Origin of the sequence: Flavobacterium piscisymbiosum, from assembly GCF_020905295.1 — a bacterium.
Taxonomy (GTDB): domain Bacteria; phylum Bacteroidota; class Bacteroidia; order Flavobacteriales; family Flavobacteriaceae; genus Flavobacterium; species Flavobacterium piscisymbiosum.
On the sequence record NZ_JAJJMM010000001.1, the window covers coordinates 3,133,012 to 3,149,009 of the forward strand.

Below are 15,998 nucleotides of genomic sequence, written 5' to 3' on the forward strand. Positions count from 1 at the left end.
TCGAACACACAAAAAAAGTGTTCTCGAGCACATAAAATTGTACGATACGTTTTTTTTAATATAAAATCATGTGATTATTCTAAAAAAAAGCACAAAAAGCACATCGCTTTATTTTAGGCGTATTCGCAACTATGATATTTTATTTTTAAGGAATAAAAACTAGTTGTTTGTATTTCTAAGAATATCGCAATCATCAATTAATTTGTTTAATAATAAATCAAACTTTTAAAGGTTTTAAATTGATCCGTTTTTTCTTATTATTTACTTTTTAAATAAAAGTGCAATAAAAAAAGCGATTAGGTTTTAAATAAAAGATTCACTTATATTAGCATTTTTATAAGAAGTTTTTTTAAGTCGATTTTCTACCTTTTAAAATGATTAAAATGCTTCAGGATGTCATTTTCATTAAATTAAATTTTTCCAAAAAATATGCACGAAATTTTAAAAGAATATCAAGTAGTTTTAATCGAAAAAAAACAAATAAATAACGACCCAATTTTGAATTCTTCTGTATGGGAAAAAGCAAATTGTTTAACTGATTTTTGTTCTCCGTGGAAAAATGATTCGTTTTCGAAAATTGAATTTAAGGCGCTTCATGATCACGAAAATTTCTATTTTAATTTTAGGGTTTTTGATACTGATATTTATATCGATCAAAAAGACAATAGTTTCCTGAGTATAGGAAACTCAGATCGGGTAGAACTGTTTTTTAGAACCAATGAATCCTTAAATCCTTATTATTGCCTTGAAATGGATACATCAGGCCGAATAATGGATTTTAAAGCGCTTCCTGAAAAGAATTTTGATTTTAACTGGAAATGGCCTAAAAAGGATATAGAAGTAAAAACTTCAAAGGATGTAGTTTCATTTATTGTTGAAGGAAAAATTAGTATTCAATCCCTAAAAGATTTAAATTTAATTCAGAACAATACAATTGAAGCCGGAGTTTTCAGGGCAAAATTCGCTCTGGTCGAAAATCTGCAATACGAACCCACCTGGATTTCGTGGGTAAACCCAAATACTGAAACGCCTAATTTTCATATCGCTTCTTCGTTTGGGAAGTTTGTTTTAATGAAATAGGTTTAGAAAAAGAGGCAAAGGTTCAAAGGTTCAAAGGGACAAAGTTTAAGAGGTTTTGCCCACGGATTAAACGGATTCAAACTGGTTTTCGCTGGTTTTTTAGTACAAGGTTGATAAAAAAAATCTGCTAAATCTGTTAAATCTGCGAGCAAACTTTGCCACACAGATAAAAAAAGTCCGTGTAAACCAGTTTGAATCCGTTACATCCGTGGGCAAATAATTTACAATACGTAAAACGAAGCATTCTCCACATTAATAATATCAATAGGCAACAAGATTGTTTCCGGGATATCTTTGCGGAATAAGAAATGCTCTACCAAAGTACTAACACCTAAATAAGCCTGTCTTTTTTGATTTTGATGAATTAAAAAATGCACCAATCCCTGATTCAGGAAGTTGACATTCTTTTCGACTAAATCGTAACCAATAATGGCAATTTTTTTATTTTTTAAAGGAGCTAAAATCGAAGCAATCTGATACGCTTTAGAAGTTGTGATAAAAATCCCTTTCAGGTTTGGATTTTCTTCCAAAAAGGCCGAAAATTTACTTTCGACATTAGGATGTTTTAATTTTAAAGTAGTTAAAGAAAAATCGGCAATCTTCTTTTCGTCGAAATAATTTCTAAAACCCTTTTCTTTTTCCTGCATGTGAACTGCATTTTTTACGCTTTCATCTATGTGTACAATCGCAATTTGCCCCTCAGTTAAAATCAAATTCATTAAACTGGCGGCGACACGACCACTTTTATGCAAATCCTGCCCCACAAAACTCTTAATAGATTCGCTTTCAATTTGGTTATTAAAAGTGTTTACGATTATTTCGAGTTCGTCATATTGTTTTACGATTTCAAGCGTTTCCTTATGAAATAAAGGAGCAATTAAAACGGCGTCTGGCGATTGTTTAAGAATCGTTTCGTGCGCATTTAAAAACGATTTTTTGCTTTCAGGATTAAAGTAATGGGTTTCTATAATAACACCGTACGCTTTAAACTCTGTTTTAGCTTCCTGAATTCCGTTTACGCACGGCAGCCAATATGGATCTATTTCCGGATCCGGAAGTAAAACGCAAATACGATACACTTTAGTGTTTTTTAAATTACGGGCAATTAAGTTAGGCTCATAATTAATGACGTTCAAGACTTCATTAATTTTATCCAGCGCCGTTGGAGAAACTTTTCCTCTGTTATGCAAAACACGATCTACAGTTCCTTTAGAAACTCCGGCCATTTTTGCTATATCCTTAATAGTGTACTTTTTATCCATATAAGCAAATATAGAAACTTTGCTTTAATTATTTAAAAAAATATTGTTCGAATTAATAAGTGTGCTCGAGAACATTAATTTAGTGTGTTCGAGCACATTTTTAGTTTTTTTCTTGGTTTATAAAAATATAATCTATAGTTTCGTAGAATCAAAACCAAAAAAACAGCGTAAATTCTTAACCTATTAATGTTGTAATTATTTGTATTGCAATGTTTTATTATAAAAATTATAAGTGAAAAAAATTACTTCATTAGCTCCCGGCCGAACGTGCCTCTTTGGGGATCATCAGGATTATTTAGGATTGCCGGTTATAGCCTGTGCAATCGATCGAAATATAAAACTAACCGCCGAACAAAATACTGCAAATACGTTTGTGCTTAACATGATCGATATTGGCGAAATCAGGGTTATTAATATCGATGCTACTTTCGATACATTAGAACCTCGCGATTATTTTGCCTCTTCGTTACGCGTTTTGCGACGATATGGTTGTGTGCCCAATGTAGGTTACACCATTACCATTACAGGGGATATTCCTATAAATTCAGGAACATCAAGTTCATCGGCTTTATTGATGGCCTGGATTCGATTTTTGATTGATGCTTTTGGAGTTGATCACGAAGTTACTCCTGAATTTATAGCCAAAGTTGGATATGAATCTGAAGTTTTAGAACACGGAGAACCAGGCGGAATGATGGATCATTTTAGCATTGGGGTAGGGAATGTGGTGTATATTAATACCAAAGAACCTTTTTCGTTTAAAGTAATCAGATCAGATCTTAAAGGTTTAATAACAGGAGTTTCGGGCGTGCCCAAAGAAACGATTGGATTGATTGGCGAAATAAAAGGAAACGCTTTAATGTCGATTGGCATTGTAAAACAAAATTTTCCTGATTTTGATTTGAATACTTCTGAAATAGAAGATATAGATCGCTACAGAAATTGTTTACCAGATCGATTGATTCCGTTTTTTGAAGCCGCGCTAAAAAATTTCCATTATACCAAAGAAGCTTTAAAAGAATTCGAAAAGCCTGTTTTAGATCTCAAAAAAATTGGCGTATTAATGAATCAGCATCATGAAGTTTTACGTGATTTATTGAAAATTACAGTACCAAGAATCGATGATATGATCAATGCAGCTTTGCGTGCAGGAGCATACGGAGCTAAAATTGTAGGTTCTGGCGGTGGCGGAAGCATTGTGGTAATTGCCAATCCTGAAAAAGAAGCCGCGGTAATCGAGGCTATTTTAAAAGCCGGTGCAGAAGAAGCTTACGCGGTTGCTGTAGATCCGGGCGTGAGAATTATAGAAAATATTGAAATTTAAAAAATAAATATGCACAACAATTTAGTTATTCTGGCAGGTGGAGCATCATCCCGAATGAAAAAAGAAGCCGTTCTTGATAATTTATCAGCAGAAGAAATCGCTCAGGCAAACGAAAGAAGTAAAGGTTTAATTGGTGTTGGCGCAAGCGGAAGGCCTTTATTAGATTATCTTTTATTGAATGCCAAAAAAGCAGGATATAAAAACATCTATATTATTATAGGAGAACAAGGCGAGTTGTTTAAGGAATTTTACGGAAGTCAAAATCTTAATAATGATTTTCACGGACTCAACATTTCCTTTGCCGTACAATATATTCCCGAAGGAAGAGTAAAACCCTTTGGCACAGCCGATGCTTTGTTTCAGGCTGTAGAACAATTTCCGGAATTAACCTCGCAGCAATATTCTGTTTGTAACAGTGACAATTTATATTCGGCGAAAGCCTTATTAGCACTTAGAGAAACAACTAGTCCTAATGCTTTTATCGCTTACGATCGTGATGCATTAGAGTTTCCGTCTGAAAGGATTTCGCGTTTCGCTATTGCAAAATTAGATCATAACAATCAATTATTAGACATTCTCGAAAAACCTTCTGCCGATGTTTTAGCAGATTACAAAGATGTCGAAGGAAAAATAAGAGTGAGTATGAATGCTTTTAAATTCAACGGAAGTACATTATATACCCATCTTAAAAATTGTCCCGTTCATCCGGAAAGAGACGAAAAAGAATTACCAACCGTACTTTTAAATTCAGTAAAAGAACATCCAAATACCACTTTGGGAATTCCGTTTTCAGAGCACGTTCCGGATTTAACGGCCAAAGAAGATATTGCCGATGTCAAAGCATATTTAAAACAATATTATCCTGTTTTAGACTGGCAAGCCTAGAAAAAATTAACAAAAAATTGATATCTAATTTACGAATAAGTACAACTTATTAGAGTACTTTTATTTTAAATTTGCAAAAAAAATGCATTAAATTGTATTTTAATTGCAATATATTTGCAAAAGTGTTGACGTTATTTTAGATAGAAAAAAGTACTAATCTATTAATAATCAACCAAAAAAAATATGTCAAACATTGAAAGTGTATTACAAATAGAAAAAAGGAGTACCATTATTCCGATGATCATTTTAACCGCTTTATTTTTTATTCTAGGTTTTGTTACCTGGCTCAACGGTCCTTTAATTCCATTTTTTCAATTGGCTTGTGAGTTAACCTCTTCTCAGGCTTATTTTGTAACTTTTGCTTTTTACATCGCTTATTTTGTAATGGCAATTCCGTCATCATGGGTAATCGAAAAAGTAGGGTATAAAAATGGTATTTCGTTAGGATTATTGATCATTGCTGCGGGCGCATTTATGTTTTATCCCGCTGCCGAAAGCCGAACTTTTGTATTGTTTTTAATTGCATTATTTGTAATGGGAACCGGTTTGGCCATTTTGCAGACAGCATCAAATCCATATGTGGTCGTTATTGGTCCACGAGAAAGTGCTGCGGCGAGAATTAGTGTTTTGGGAATTGCAAATAAAATGGCAGGATTCGTAGCTCCGCTGATATTAACAGCTTTGGTTTTGTCTAATATGCAGGAGTTTACGGCAGATAAAATAGCATTGCTGGATTCGGTTTCAAAATCAAACGCATTAAATTCTCTTGCATTGCAATTGCAAAGACCTTACCTTTATATGGGATTAATTATAATGGTTTTGGCGCTTTTAGTGAAGTTATCGCCACTTCCTGAAATTGATTTGGATGAAGAAGGAAATGTAACCCATTTGAGTATTTTTAAACAAATGAGAAATGCGTTCAAACGCCCTCAATTGGTTTTAGGAGTAATCACGTTAATGCTCTATTTGTCTGCCGAAGTTTTAGCGGGAGATTCTATTGGAGGTTTCGGAAAAGAATTAGGAGTTTACGGAACAGAAGGAAATTTTTATTTAAAATTGACTTCTTTCACAATGTCGGCAATGGTTGTGGGGTATATTTTAGGAATCACATTAATACCTAAATATCTTTCGCAAGTTACGGCGCTAAAGGCATCAGGAGTTTTAGGCGTAATTTTAGTTTTGGCAATTGTTTTTATTTCGCCAAAAATAATGTTTCAGTTACCCGGGATTCCAAATTTACCGGTCGTGATACTTTTAGTAGCATTACTGGGCCTGGCAAATGCGTTGTGCTGGCCTGCAATCTGGCCAATGGCGCTGGAAGATTTAGGAGGCTATACTAAAATTGGAAGTGCAATTTTGATCATGGGTATTATAGGAGGAGCCATTTTTCCTTTGTTATACGGATTGATCACAGAAAATATAAACGCATCAAATATTGCAAACGGAACCGTTGAAATTTCGAAAAGCGGAAATCAGATTGCCTATTTAATGTTGTTGCCATCTTATTTAATGATTCTTTTTTACGCTATAAAAGGACATAAATATCGAAGTTGGAAAATGTAACGAGAGGAATTAAAAAAAACTATATCATGTTAAAAAGTAAAACAGACAAAGCGACAGGATTCGAGAAACGATTTGAAAACATCAATACAATTGTTTTCGAAAATTCTGGTGAAGCATCAAAAGCAGTAGCGCAGGAAATTGCAGCTTTAATTCAATCCAGGCAAAAAGAAAGTAAGCCTTGCATTTTAGGACTTGCAACAGGATCTTCTCCAAAAGGATTGTACGCTGAATTGGTTCGCTTGCATAAAGAGGAAGGTTTGAGTTTTAAAAACGTAATCAGTTTTAATTTGGATGAATATTATCCAATGGAACCAAACTCCATCAATAGTTATGTTCGTTTTATGAAAGAATTACTGTTTGATCACGTTGACATTTTACCTGAAAACTCTCATGTTCCAGACGGACTTTTAACAAAAGAACAAATCGCAGATTATTGCCACGAATACGAAGCTAAAATTGAAGCTCTTGGCGGAATTGATCTTCAGATTCTGGGAATTGGTGGTAACGGACATATAGGTTTTAATGAATCAGGTTCACTACAAAACTCTAAAACCCGTTTGGTCGCTTTAGATCATATTACAAGAGTTGCTGCAAGTAAAGATTTCTTTGGTTTGAGTAATACGCCAAGAACTGCTATCACGCTTGGAGTTAAAAAAATCATGGAAGCGAAAAGAGTCATCTTATTGGCTTGGGGAGAAGGAAAAGCAAATGTGGTAAAAAGATCTGTAGAGGATGAAGTTACGAATAGAGTACCGGCTTCATTTTTGCAGGAGCACAACAATGCCGTTTTTATTTTAGATAAAGAAGCTTCTTCAAAACTTACGAGAATTAACAAACCTTGGCTGGTAGAAAAAGTAGAATGGACAGATAAACTGACTCGTAAAGCAGTTTTAGGATTGGCACTTCAGCTTAAGAAACCAATTTTAATGCTGACAGATGCTGATTATATCGAACACGGAATGAGCGATTTATTAGCTGATTCTGGTCCTGCATACGACATCAACATTAAGATTTTTAATAAATTACAAAATACAATTACAGGCTGGCCAGGTGGAAAACCAAATGCAGACGATTCTAACCGTCCTGAAAGAGCAGAACCGGCCAAAAAACGTGTATTGATTTTTAGTCCGCATCCTGATGATGATATTATTAGTATGGGGGGAACTTTTATGCGTTTGCAAGATCAGGGACATGAAGTGCACGTTGCGTATCAAACTTCGGGAAATATCGCTGTAGCGGATGATGAAGCGTTGCGTTTTGCAAGATTCGTAATTGATTACAATGAAAAATTCGGAATCAAAAGTCCTGAAGCAGATGATATTTACAAAAAAGCCCAAACTTTCCTTGAGAATAAAAAGAACAGTGAAATAGATATTCCCGAAGTTCGTTACATCAAAGGATTAATTAGAAAAGGCGAGGCGAGAGCAACAAGTCATTTTGTTGGTTTAAGTGATGATCAGATTCATTTTATGGAATTGCCTTTCTACGAAACCGGAACAATCGAGAAAAAACCAATCGGACAAGAAGATATTCAGTTGACGATGGATTTAATCGAAAAAATTAAGCCACATCAAATATATGCTGCAGGAGATTTAGCAGATCCGCATGGAACGCACAAAGTATGTCTGGATGCTATTTTTGAAGCTGTAAAAGCACTTAAACCAAAATCATTTATGGATGATTGCTGGTTATGGTTATACCGTGGAGCTTGGCAGGAATGGGGAATTGACGAAGTCGAAATGGCTGTACCAATGAGCCCGGATCAGGTTTTGGCAAAACGTCACGGAATCTTCAAACACCAATCGCAAAAAGACGGTGTTGTTTTTCAGGGAACTGATGCCCGTGAATTCTGGCAAAGAGCCGAAGACAGAAATGCCGAAACTGCTGCTTTGTACCAGGAATTAGGTTTGGCAACGTACGCAGCGATGGAAGCTTTCGTGAGATGGCACTATTAAGTTGCTAAGGTTCTGAGGGGCTAAGATTCTAAGTTTTTTTTAGGGTTTAAAAAATATTCGCCACGCATTCACGCATTATATTTAAAACTAATTCGTGAATTCGTGGTGATTTTTTTATCTGTAATTTTTTGAATACAGACTTCAGGTATTTTATTTATGGTGAAAATCATTTTAATTCTTTTAATCTGTGGCAAAAAATAATAGCTTTGCGTTAATTAGAAGCAAGAAGAAAGAATCAGTCTATATTCTTTTCTCTTGCTTCTTTCTTCTTAAAAAAAAATATGGAACCAGACAAAAAACTTCTCATAAAATTAGCCCATACCAAAATGCCTTTCGGGAAATACGAAGGACGATTTTTAATCGATTTACCGGAGTATTATGTCGTTTGGTATCATAATAAAGGATTTCCTAATGGTGAGTTGGGGCAGCAACTGGCACTTGTCTACGAATTAAAATTGAATGGTCTGGAGGAGTTGATTAGAAACATTAAAAAGCAGTATCCTAAGCCTTTAAAATAAAATAGTAAGAAAAATCTTTTGCTATTTCGATTTTTTTATTTAAGTTTGGTATATAAAAATATTACAATTTTTAAAAACTAATTGATACCACAGAATTCAAGACTGAATTTGCGAATGTGTACAAGTCAATATTTTGAAATTATAATATTTGAATACATAAAAAATATTATAATTTTTAAAAACAAATTGACACCACAAAATTCAAGACTGAATTTGTAAATGTGTACAAGTCGATGTTTTAAAATTATAATATTTTTTTTATGCCAAAACTTAACTCCGTATCAAGTATAACTTACGAGTACCTGAAACAAGACCTTGCGTATTTTTCAATTCTATTTCGATCTTCCTATAAGAATACGGTAATGAAGTTTGCTTTTCTGCTTTTTACTCAAATTTGTATTTCGCAAAATATCGAGGTTAATCAATTATTGATCGATGGAGAAAAAGCCTTTATTGAAAATGACTTTTTATTAGCAAAAGAAATCTATACAAAAGCGACAAATCTTGGATTGAAAAATAAAGATTGTTGGTTTAATCTAGCTATTTCTGAATTAAAATTAGAAGAAAATGACAATGCCTGTGAGCATTTTTATCAAGCTTATTTGCTAGATGATGGAGAAGCATTAGAATTAATTAAAAAAAATTGCCCTAATTTAAGAAACGGTTCAATAATGTCGGTAAATGATGTTGAAGAAAAACCTAAATTCATCTATAAAGAGGAAAAAGATTTACTTATAGAAGGAAATAATTTAAACCCTAAATATGTTCGGCTTTTAACTAGAAGATTACAGAGGTCTAGAATTATGTCTAAATATGGAGGCAGTGTATCTATTCAATTTCTAATTAACGATGCAAATGGTTTAGACATAAGAAAGTTAATAGTTAGAGGAGATACGAATGAGACTGAAATCATTAACAAAGAAGTATTATCAATTTTAAATAATTTGGTTATTTATGTTTCAGCTAAAAATAAAGGAGTGAGTGTTGGTCTGTTGGAAAAATATTTCTTTACAATCAATTTTATCATGAAGCCTTATTGATATAAAAAAACAAAGGATTTAACTTTTCTTCATAAGATACAAATCAATATTAAAAATTTTCTAAGTTTAAATAAGTTGAAAAATCCCTTTTAAATTTATTTGTTAATAACTTTGAAGTATTCTTTATTGTGTACCTGAGTGTTTTTTTATTTTTGTAATAATTAACATAAAAAACAATATGCAAAATAATACCAAAGGTTCAAATTTTAGTCAGTTTTTCGGTATTATTTCAGTGATATTATCAGTTGTCGGTGGATTTTTTTTAGTGCTTAGTGGTATTACTTGTATTATAAGCCTTGTGATTGCAATTCCTTTTGGAATAGTGGCTGTTTTTCTGGCGATTATGGGTATAATATTTGGGAGGATAGGAGTATCTCAGGCAAAAAAAAACAATAGTTCTTTATTGGTCCCCAATACAGGTGTAATATTAGGTACTGGTGTTATTTCTGTTGTTTTTATAGGTTTTTTAGTTGTTTTATTTATGATTTCATATGCCTTGTTTCGTTAATTGATTTAGTAATTGTTCGTATTATTTGTTTTTTCATATTATAATCTTGTCATAATCTGAAAACTTAAAATTAACAGGGTAATATTCAAAAAAACATCCAATTCAAAGTTAAAACTATCGATTACGAAATCATCTAATCGTTCTAATTAAAATTTTGCAAATTATCTCATTCTCTAATTGGCAAAATATCTAATTAAATTTGTACTTTTGCCAAGTTTTTTACACAACTACATACAAACAACAACAGAATGAATCAAACAAAATATATTTTTGTTACAGGCGGTGTGACTTCTTCATTAGGAAAAGGGATTATCGCGGCATCTTTAGCAAAATTGTTACAAGGAAGAGGATATCGTACAACTATTCAAAAATTCGATCCATATATCAATGTGGATCCTGGTACGTTGAATCCATACGAACATGGAGAATGTTATGTAACAGATGATGGTGCAGAAACAGATTTAGATTTAGGTCACTACGAGCGTTTCCTGAATGTTCCTACTTCTCAGGCAAATAATGTTACTACAGGAAGAGTTTATCTTTCGGTTATTGAAAAAGAAAGAAGAGGAGAATTTTTAGGAAAAACGGTTCAGGTTGTACCTCATATTACAAACGAAATCAAAGACAGAATGCAATTGTTGGGTAAATCCGGCGATTATGATATTGTAATTACTGAAATTGGAGGAACTGTAGGTGATATTGAATCTCTACCTTATATAGAGTCTGTTCGTCAGTTGGTTTGGGAATTAGGAGAAAATAACGGAATTGTTATTCATTTAACTTTAGTTCCTTATTTGGCTGCTGCAGGTGAGTTGAAAACAAAACCTACGCAACACTCTGTAAAAACATTGATGGAAAGCGGAATCAAAGCTGATATCCTGGTTTGTAGAACTGAGCATGAACTTTCTGATGAATTGCGTAATAAATTAGCGTTGTTTTGCAACGTAAAAAGAGAAGCCGTAATTCAGTCTATTGATGCTTCGACGATATATGAAGTTCCAAATTTAATGCTTGAAGAAGGATTAGATGTTGTGGCTTTAAAGAAATTAGATTTACCTAAAAAAGCGGCTCCGGATTTGAAAAACTGGAATACTTTTTTACGAAGATTAAAAAATCCAAAACATACCGTAAATATTGGTCTGATTGGGAAATATGTAGAAATGCAGGATTGTTACAAATCTATTTTAGAGGCGTTTATTCATGCAGGAGCTTCAAATGAAACCAAAGTAAACGTAATTTCTATTCACTCAGAGCACATTAATAGTGATAATGTTGAAGAGAAATTAGGACCTCTTGACGGAGTTTTAGTAGCACCTGGTTTTGGAGAAAGAGGTATCGAAGGAAAAATCGAAGCAGTTCGTTTTGCACGTGAAAATAATATACCGTTTTTCGGAATTTGTTTAGGAATGCAAATGTCAGTTATCGAATATTCAAGAAATATTTTAGGTTATGCTGATGCCAATTCTACTGAGATGAATGAAAAAACCAAACATCCGGTTGTGAATTTAATGGAAGAGCAAAAAACAGTTACAGATAAAGGCGGAACAATGCGTCTTGGAGCCTGGAAATGTGATATTAAACCAAATACTTTAGCACACAAAATATACGGACAAACGACTATTTCAGAACGTCACCGTCACCGTTATGAGTACAATAATAAATATGCCGATGAATTGCAAAAAGCTGGATTAAAAGCTTCAGGAGTGAATCCGGATACAGGTTTGGTTGAAATTGTAGAGCTTGAAAATCACCCGTTTTTTATTGGTGTACAATATCATCCTGAATACAAAAGTACAGTGGCAAACCCACATCCAATTTTTGTGAATTTTGTGGCTGCTGCGGTAAATGCGCATAAAAAATAATAATTAATATTCTAAAGAGTGTAACTTTTGAGGTCAACTCATTACTAATACGCTGTAACGAATAACCTTTTTTAAATTATAATGGAAGAAAAAAAATTTGATCTTAATTCAATCATTGGTTTTGTATTGATATTTGGAATTTTGGTTTGGATTATGTACCAAAACCAACCTTCTGATAAGGAAATTGCTGCTGAAAAAGCCAAGAAAGAATTAGTTGCCAAACAAGAAGCACAAGCAAAAACTGATAAGACTAAAACAGCTGTTTTACCAGTTGCTGCAACAACTCCGGGAGATACAGTTCAGTTAGCGCAATTGCAAAAAACATTAGGTGGTTTTGCTTATTCGGCTACACTTCCTTCTGCAAAAGAAGGTTTTACAACTATCGAAAACGATAAGATAAAACTAAAAATTGCTAACAAAGGTGGTTACATCGTTGAGGCAACCTTGAAAGAATTCAAAAGATTTGAGAAAAATTCAGGACAATTAGTAGAATTAATCAAAGACAATAATTCTAATTTAAATATCCAGTTACAAACAACGGATAACAGAACTTTAAACTCTAAAGATTTATATTTTGAGCCAACACTGACTAAAAACGGTACAGATCAAATATTGACTATGCGTTTGAAAGCAGGTGCTAACGAATTTTTAGAATATAAATATGTATTAAAATCAAATGAATATTTAGTTGGTTTTGATATTCGTTCTCAAGGATTGAATAAAGTTTTAAATTCTTCTAAACCATTAGATTTACAATGGGATTTAAAAACATATAGAAACGAAAAAAGTATTTCTTATGAAAACCGTTATGCTGAAATTTATTATGAGCACGGAGATCATAAAATCAATTATGCAGGTTTAGGAAAGCATGAAGAAGATTCTGTTGATAAAGTTAGTTTTATAGCTTATAAACAGCACTTTTTTACTTCTATTCTTTTAACTGAAAAAGCATTTGAAAAAGCTAAATTAGAGTCTACTAATTTGGTGAATGATGAAAAAATAGATACCATTTTTACTAAACAATTTAAAACGAACGTTCCTTTAGCATTTACTAATGGAGAAGTTGATTATAAAATGAGTTGGTATTTTGGACCGGCTGATTACAAAGTTTTAAAATCATACGATAAAAATTTCGAAAAAATTATTCCATTAGGTTGGGGAATTTTCGGTTGGATCAACAAATGGATCTTTATTCCTTTGTTCGGATTTTTAGCTTCATTTATTCCGTACGGAATTGCAATTATCATCTTTACGATTATCATCAAAATTGCGATGTCGCCAATTACGTATAAGTCTTTCTTGTCTCAGGCTAAGATGAAAGTTTTACGTCCGGAGATTACAGAATTGGGTGAAAAATTCAAAAAAGACCCAATGAAGAAACAACAGGAAACGATGAAGTTGTACAACAAAGCAGGGGTAAACCCAATGGCAGGATGTATCCCGGCATTGATTCAGCTTCCGTTTATGTATGCGTCATTCCAGTTCTTCCCGTCGGCTTTTGAGTTAAGACAAAAAAGTTTCCTTTGGGCAGACGATCTATCATCATTTGATGCTGTTGTAAAATTACCATTCCACATTCCGTTATACGGAGATCACATCAGTTTGTTCCCGATTTTGGCAGCAATCGCGATTTTTTTCTATATGAAAATGACTTCAGGAGATCAGCAAATGGCAGCGCCTCAGCAAGAAGGTATGCCGGATATGGCTAAAATGATGAAAATCATGATTTATGTTTCGCCATTAATGATGTTAATTTTCTTCAATAGTTATGGTGCAGGTTTGAGTTTGTATAACTTTATTTCAAACTTAATTACTATCGGAATTATGTTTGTTATTAAAAATTACATTGTTGATACAGATAAAATTCATGCTCAGATTCAGGAGAATAAATTAAAAGAGCCTAAAAAGCAAAACAAGTTTCAGCAACGTCTTCAGGAAGTGATGGAGCAACAGGAAGCTGCAAAAAAACAGAATAAAAAATAATAAGTTATTTATAAAAAAAATCTCGATTCGTCGGGATTTTTTTATTTTTGAAACATACTTTATTAAAGTGAATTTCGTTAAAGTTTAAAATAAAATACAATGATTTATAAAAAAATAATAATTGCATTACTTTTCTTAAATGCTGTTTTAGTATCGGCGCAGGACTTTAATAAAACAGATGCTAACGGAAAAAAAGACGGTGTTTGGAAAGGTGTTTACGAAGTTTCTAAACGTCAGCGTTATGAAGGAACTTTTGATCACGGAAAAGAAACCGGTATTTTTAAATTTTTTGATGATACTAAAAAAGGTGATGTTGTAGCAACACGTGATTTTACGGCTAATGACGGAAGTTCGTATACTATTTTTTATGATCAGAATAAAAATAAAGTAAGCGAAGGAAAAGAAGTTGGTAAAGCACGTGAGGGAGAATGGAAATATTATCACAAAGCTTCTAAAGTATTGATGACGCTTGAAAATTATAAAAATGGCAAATTAGCAGGTTTAAGAACCGTTTATTATCCCAACTCAAAAATTGCCGAAGAAATGAATTATGTAAATGGTTCGAAAGAAGGAATCTATAAAAAATACGGTCAAAACGGAACTCTTTTAGAGCAAAGTACCTATAAAAATAATGAATACAACGGCGAGGCTGTCTTTTATGACGCAGATGGAGTTGTAGCATCAAAAGGAAAATTTGTAAACGGAAAAAAAGCAAATATGTGGCAGTTTTACTTAAAAGGTAAATTAACCAAAGAAGTCAATATGAGCGATCCGAAAAGTAGCTATCAGGTAGATTCGAAACCTAAAATGAATTAGATTTTTTTATTTATAAACTTATCTTTTAATTTAAATACTTAAGTTTATAGACTAAATATTAAACTCTATGAAACTTAAAACTTTACTATTATTTTTATTTATCTCAAGTGCGTATGCATAAAATCAGCCTGATGCTGAGAAGTTTATAAATGAAGGTGTTGTCCTTCATGATAAAGGAGACTACAACGGGGCGATTGATAAGTATAGTAAAGCTTTAGAAATTGATAAAAATAACTTGCTGGCATTATCTGAAAAAGCGATGTCACTAAACGCGGCAGGTAAATATGTGGAGTCAATCGATGTTTCTAAACATGCTATTTTAACCCATGCTAATGAAGATCTTAAAAATGTATATGTTAGTTATGCTAATGCATTAGATCATCTTAAAAAGACTGATGAGGCATTAACTATTTACCAGGAAGGGATTCAAAAATATCCAAATTATTATCAATTGCAATTTAATAAAGGAATTTGCTATACTAATAGTAATCGATATAGCGAAGCAATTCTTTGTTTTCAAAAATCTCTTCTTATCAATCCCAAACATGCAGGTTCTTTAAATGCTATTGGAATTCTGGAAATGGGCGAACATAGAATTCCTGCAATATTGGCTTTTTCAAGATTTTTAATTGTAGAACCTCAAACATCTCGATCTAAAAAGAATCTTGAAAATATAAAAAAATTATTGACGCAGGGAATTCAGAAAACCGGTGAAAAATCGATCACTATAAATATTAATTCTAATGTGCTGTCTGATTCTACTGGTATAAAAAAAGAAAATGATTTTTCACAAGCAGATTTGATTCTATCGATGGCTTCAGGTTTAGATTTTGATAAAAAAAATATTAAAAAAACAGAAGTTGAAAATTTTATCAGAAAGTTTGAGGTTATTTGTGCTTCACTTGAGGAAACAAAAAATAATAATTTTGGTTTTTACTGGGAAACCTTTGTTCCCTATTTTATTGAAATGAAAAATAAAAAATTCATTGAGGCTTTTGCTTACATTGCTTTTGTTGATTCAGAGAGCGAAGATGTTGCAAAATGGCATAAAAAAAATCAATCTGAATTAGATAAGTTTTATAATTGGTCAAAAGATTATAAGTGGAAAAATTAATAGATAATAGATTTTTCGGGTTGCAAAATTTACAGCAAAGTAAAATCTTGAAAATTCGTGCAATTCGTGGCAAACTATTTTTTAAATT

General features: G+C 32.7%; 13 protein-coding genes and 1 pseudogene. 13 read left to right on the plus strand and 1 reads right to left on the minus strand.

What is annotated here, in order from left to right; translation table 11 throughout:
• Positions 1-429: 429 nt before the first annotated feature.
• On the plus strand, positions 430-1,080 hold the full coding sequence (locus LNP81_RS13675; protein ID WP_230036676.1) for a sugar-binding protein: 651 nt from the start codon (positions 430-432) through the stop codon (positions 1,078-1,080).
• Between the two features lie 221 nt (positions 1,081-1,301).
• On the opposite strand, the gene LNP81_RS13680 is transcribed toward LNP81_RS13675, so the two are convergent.
• Entirely contained in the window at positions 1,302-2,342 is a 1,041-nt protein-coding gene (locus tag LNP81_RS13680; protein ID WP_230036678.1) for a LacI family DNA-binding transcriptional regulator, read from the minus strand.
• A 232-nt stretch (positions 2,343-2,574) separates the two neighbouring features.
• Between LNP81_RS13680 and LNP81_RS27465 the strand changes: the two genes are divergently transcribed.
• The 12 genes and pseudogenes from LNP81_RS27465 to LNP81_RS13735 all read left to right on the plus strand — a co-directional run bounded on the left by LNP81_RS27465 (position 2,575) and on the right by LNP81_RS13735 (position 15,910).
• Complete coding sequence (locus LNP81_RS27465) at positions 2,575-3,666, plus strand: mevalonate kinase family protein (protein ID WP_230036680.1); 1,092 nt, start codon at positions 2,575-2,577, stop codon at positions 3,664-3,666.
• A gap of 9 nt (positions 3,667-3,675) precedes the next feature.
• Positions 3,676-4,551, plus strand: a complete 876-nt coding sequence (locus tag LNP81_RS13690; protein ID WP_230036682.1) for a sugar phosphate nucleotidyltransferase — start codon at positions 3,676-3,678, stop codon at positions 4,549-4,551.
• A 183-nt stretch (positions 4,552-4,734) separates the two neighbouring features.
• Positions 4,735-6,114, plus strand: coding sequence for a sugar MFS transporter (locus tag LNP81_RS13695; RefSeq protein ID WP_230036684.1), 1,380 nt, complete (start codon positions 4,735-4,737; stop codon positions 6,112-6,114).
• A 26-nt stretch (positions 6,115-6,140) separates the two neighbouring features.
• On the plus strand, positions 6,141-8,069 hold the full coding sequence (gene nagB, locus LNP81_RS13700) for a glucosamine-6-phosphate deaminase (RefSeq protein WP_230036686.1): 1,929 nt from the start codon (positions 6,141-6,143) through the stop codon (positions 8,067-8,069).
• 281 nt (positions 8,070-8,350) lie between these two features.
• Positions 8,351-8,587 (plus strand): DUF3820 family protein, encoded by a 237-nt coding sequence (locus LNP81_RS13705; RefSeq protein WP_039117105.1) that lies wholly within the window; start codon positions 8,351-8,353, stop codon positions 8,585-8,587.
• A 362-nt stretch (positions 8,588-8,949) separates the two neighbouring features.
• Positions 8,950-9,627, plus strand: a complete 678-nt coding sequence (locus LNP81_RS13710; RefSeq protein WP_230036688.1) for a tetratricopeptide repeat protein — start codon at positions 8,950-8,952, stop codon at positions 9,625-9,627.
• A 178-nt stretch (positions 9,628-9,805) separates the two neighbouring features.
• Positions 9,806-10,135 carry a hypothetical protein gene (locus LNP81_RS13715; RefSeq protein WP_230036690.1) on the plus strand — a complete coding sequence of 110 codons (330 nt, stop codon included), beginning with the start codon at positions 9,806-9,808 and terminating at the stop codon, positions 10,133-10,135.
• Between the two features lie 248 nt (positions 10,136-10,383).
• Positions 10,384-11,997 carry a CTP synthase gene (gene pyrG / locus LNP81_RS13720; protein WP_230036692.1) on the plus strand — a complete coding sequence of 538 codons (1,614 nt, stop codon included), beginning with the start codon at positions 10,384-10,386 and terminating at the stop codon, positions 11,995-11,997.
• Between the two features lie 81 nt (positions 11,998-12,078).
• On the plus strand, positions 12,079-13,980 hold the full coding sequence (gene yidC, locus LNP81_RS13725) for a membrane protein insertase YidC (protein ID WP_230036694.1): 1,902 nt from the start codon (positions 12,079-12,081) through the stop codon (positions 13,978-13,980).
• A 99-nt stretch (positions 13,981-14,079) separates the two neighbouring features.
• Positions 14,080-14,796 (plus strand): toxin-antitoxin system YwqK family antitoxin, encoded by a 717-nt coding sequence (locus LNP81_RS13730; protein ID WP_230036697.1) that lies wholly within the window; start codon positions 14,080-14,082, stop codon positions 14,794-14,796.
• A 145-nt stretch (positions 14,797-14,941) separates the two neighbouring features.
• Positions 14,942-15,028 (plus strand): annotated as a pseudogene (locus tag LNP81_RS27535) (tetratricopeptide repeat protein); the annotation flags it as partial.
• A 27-nt stretch (positions 15,029-15,055) separates the two neighbouring features.
• Positions 15,056-15,910 carry a tetratricopeptide repeat protein gene (locus LNP81_RS13735; protein WP_230036699.1) on the plus strand — a complete coding sequence of 285 codons (855 nt, stop codon included), beginning with the start codon at positions 15,056-15,058 and terminating at the stop codon, positions 15,908-15,910.
• Positions 15,911-15,998: the final 88 nt, after the last annotated feature.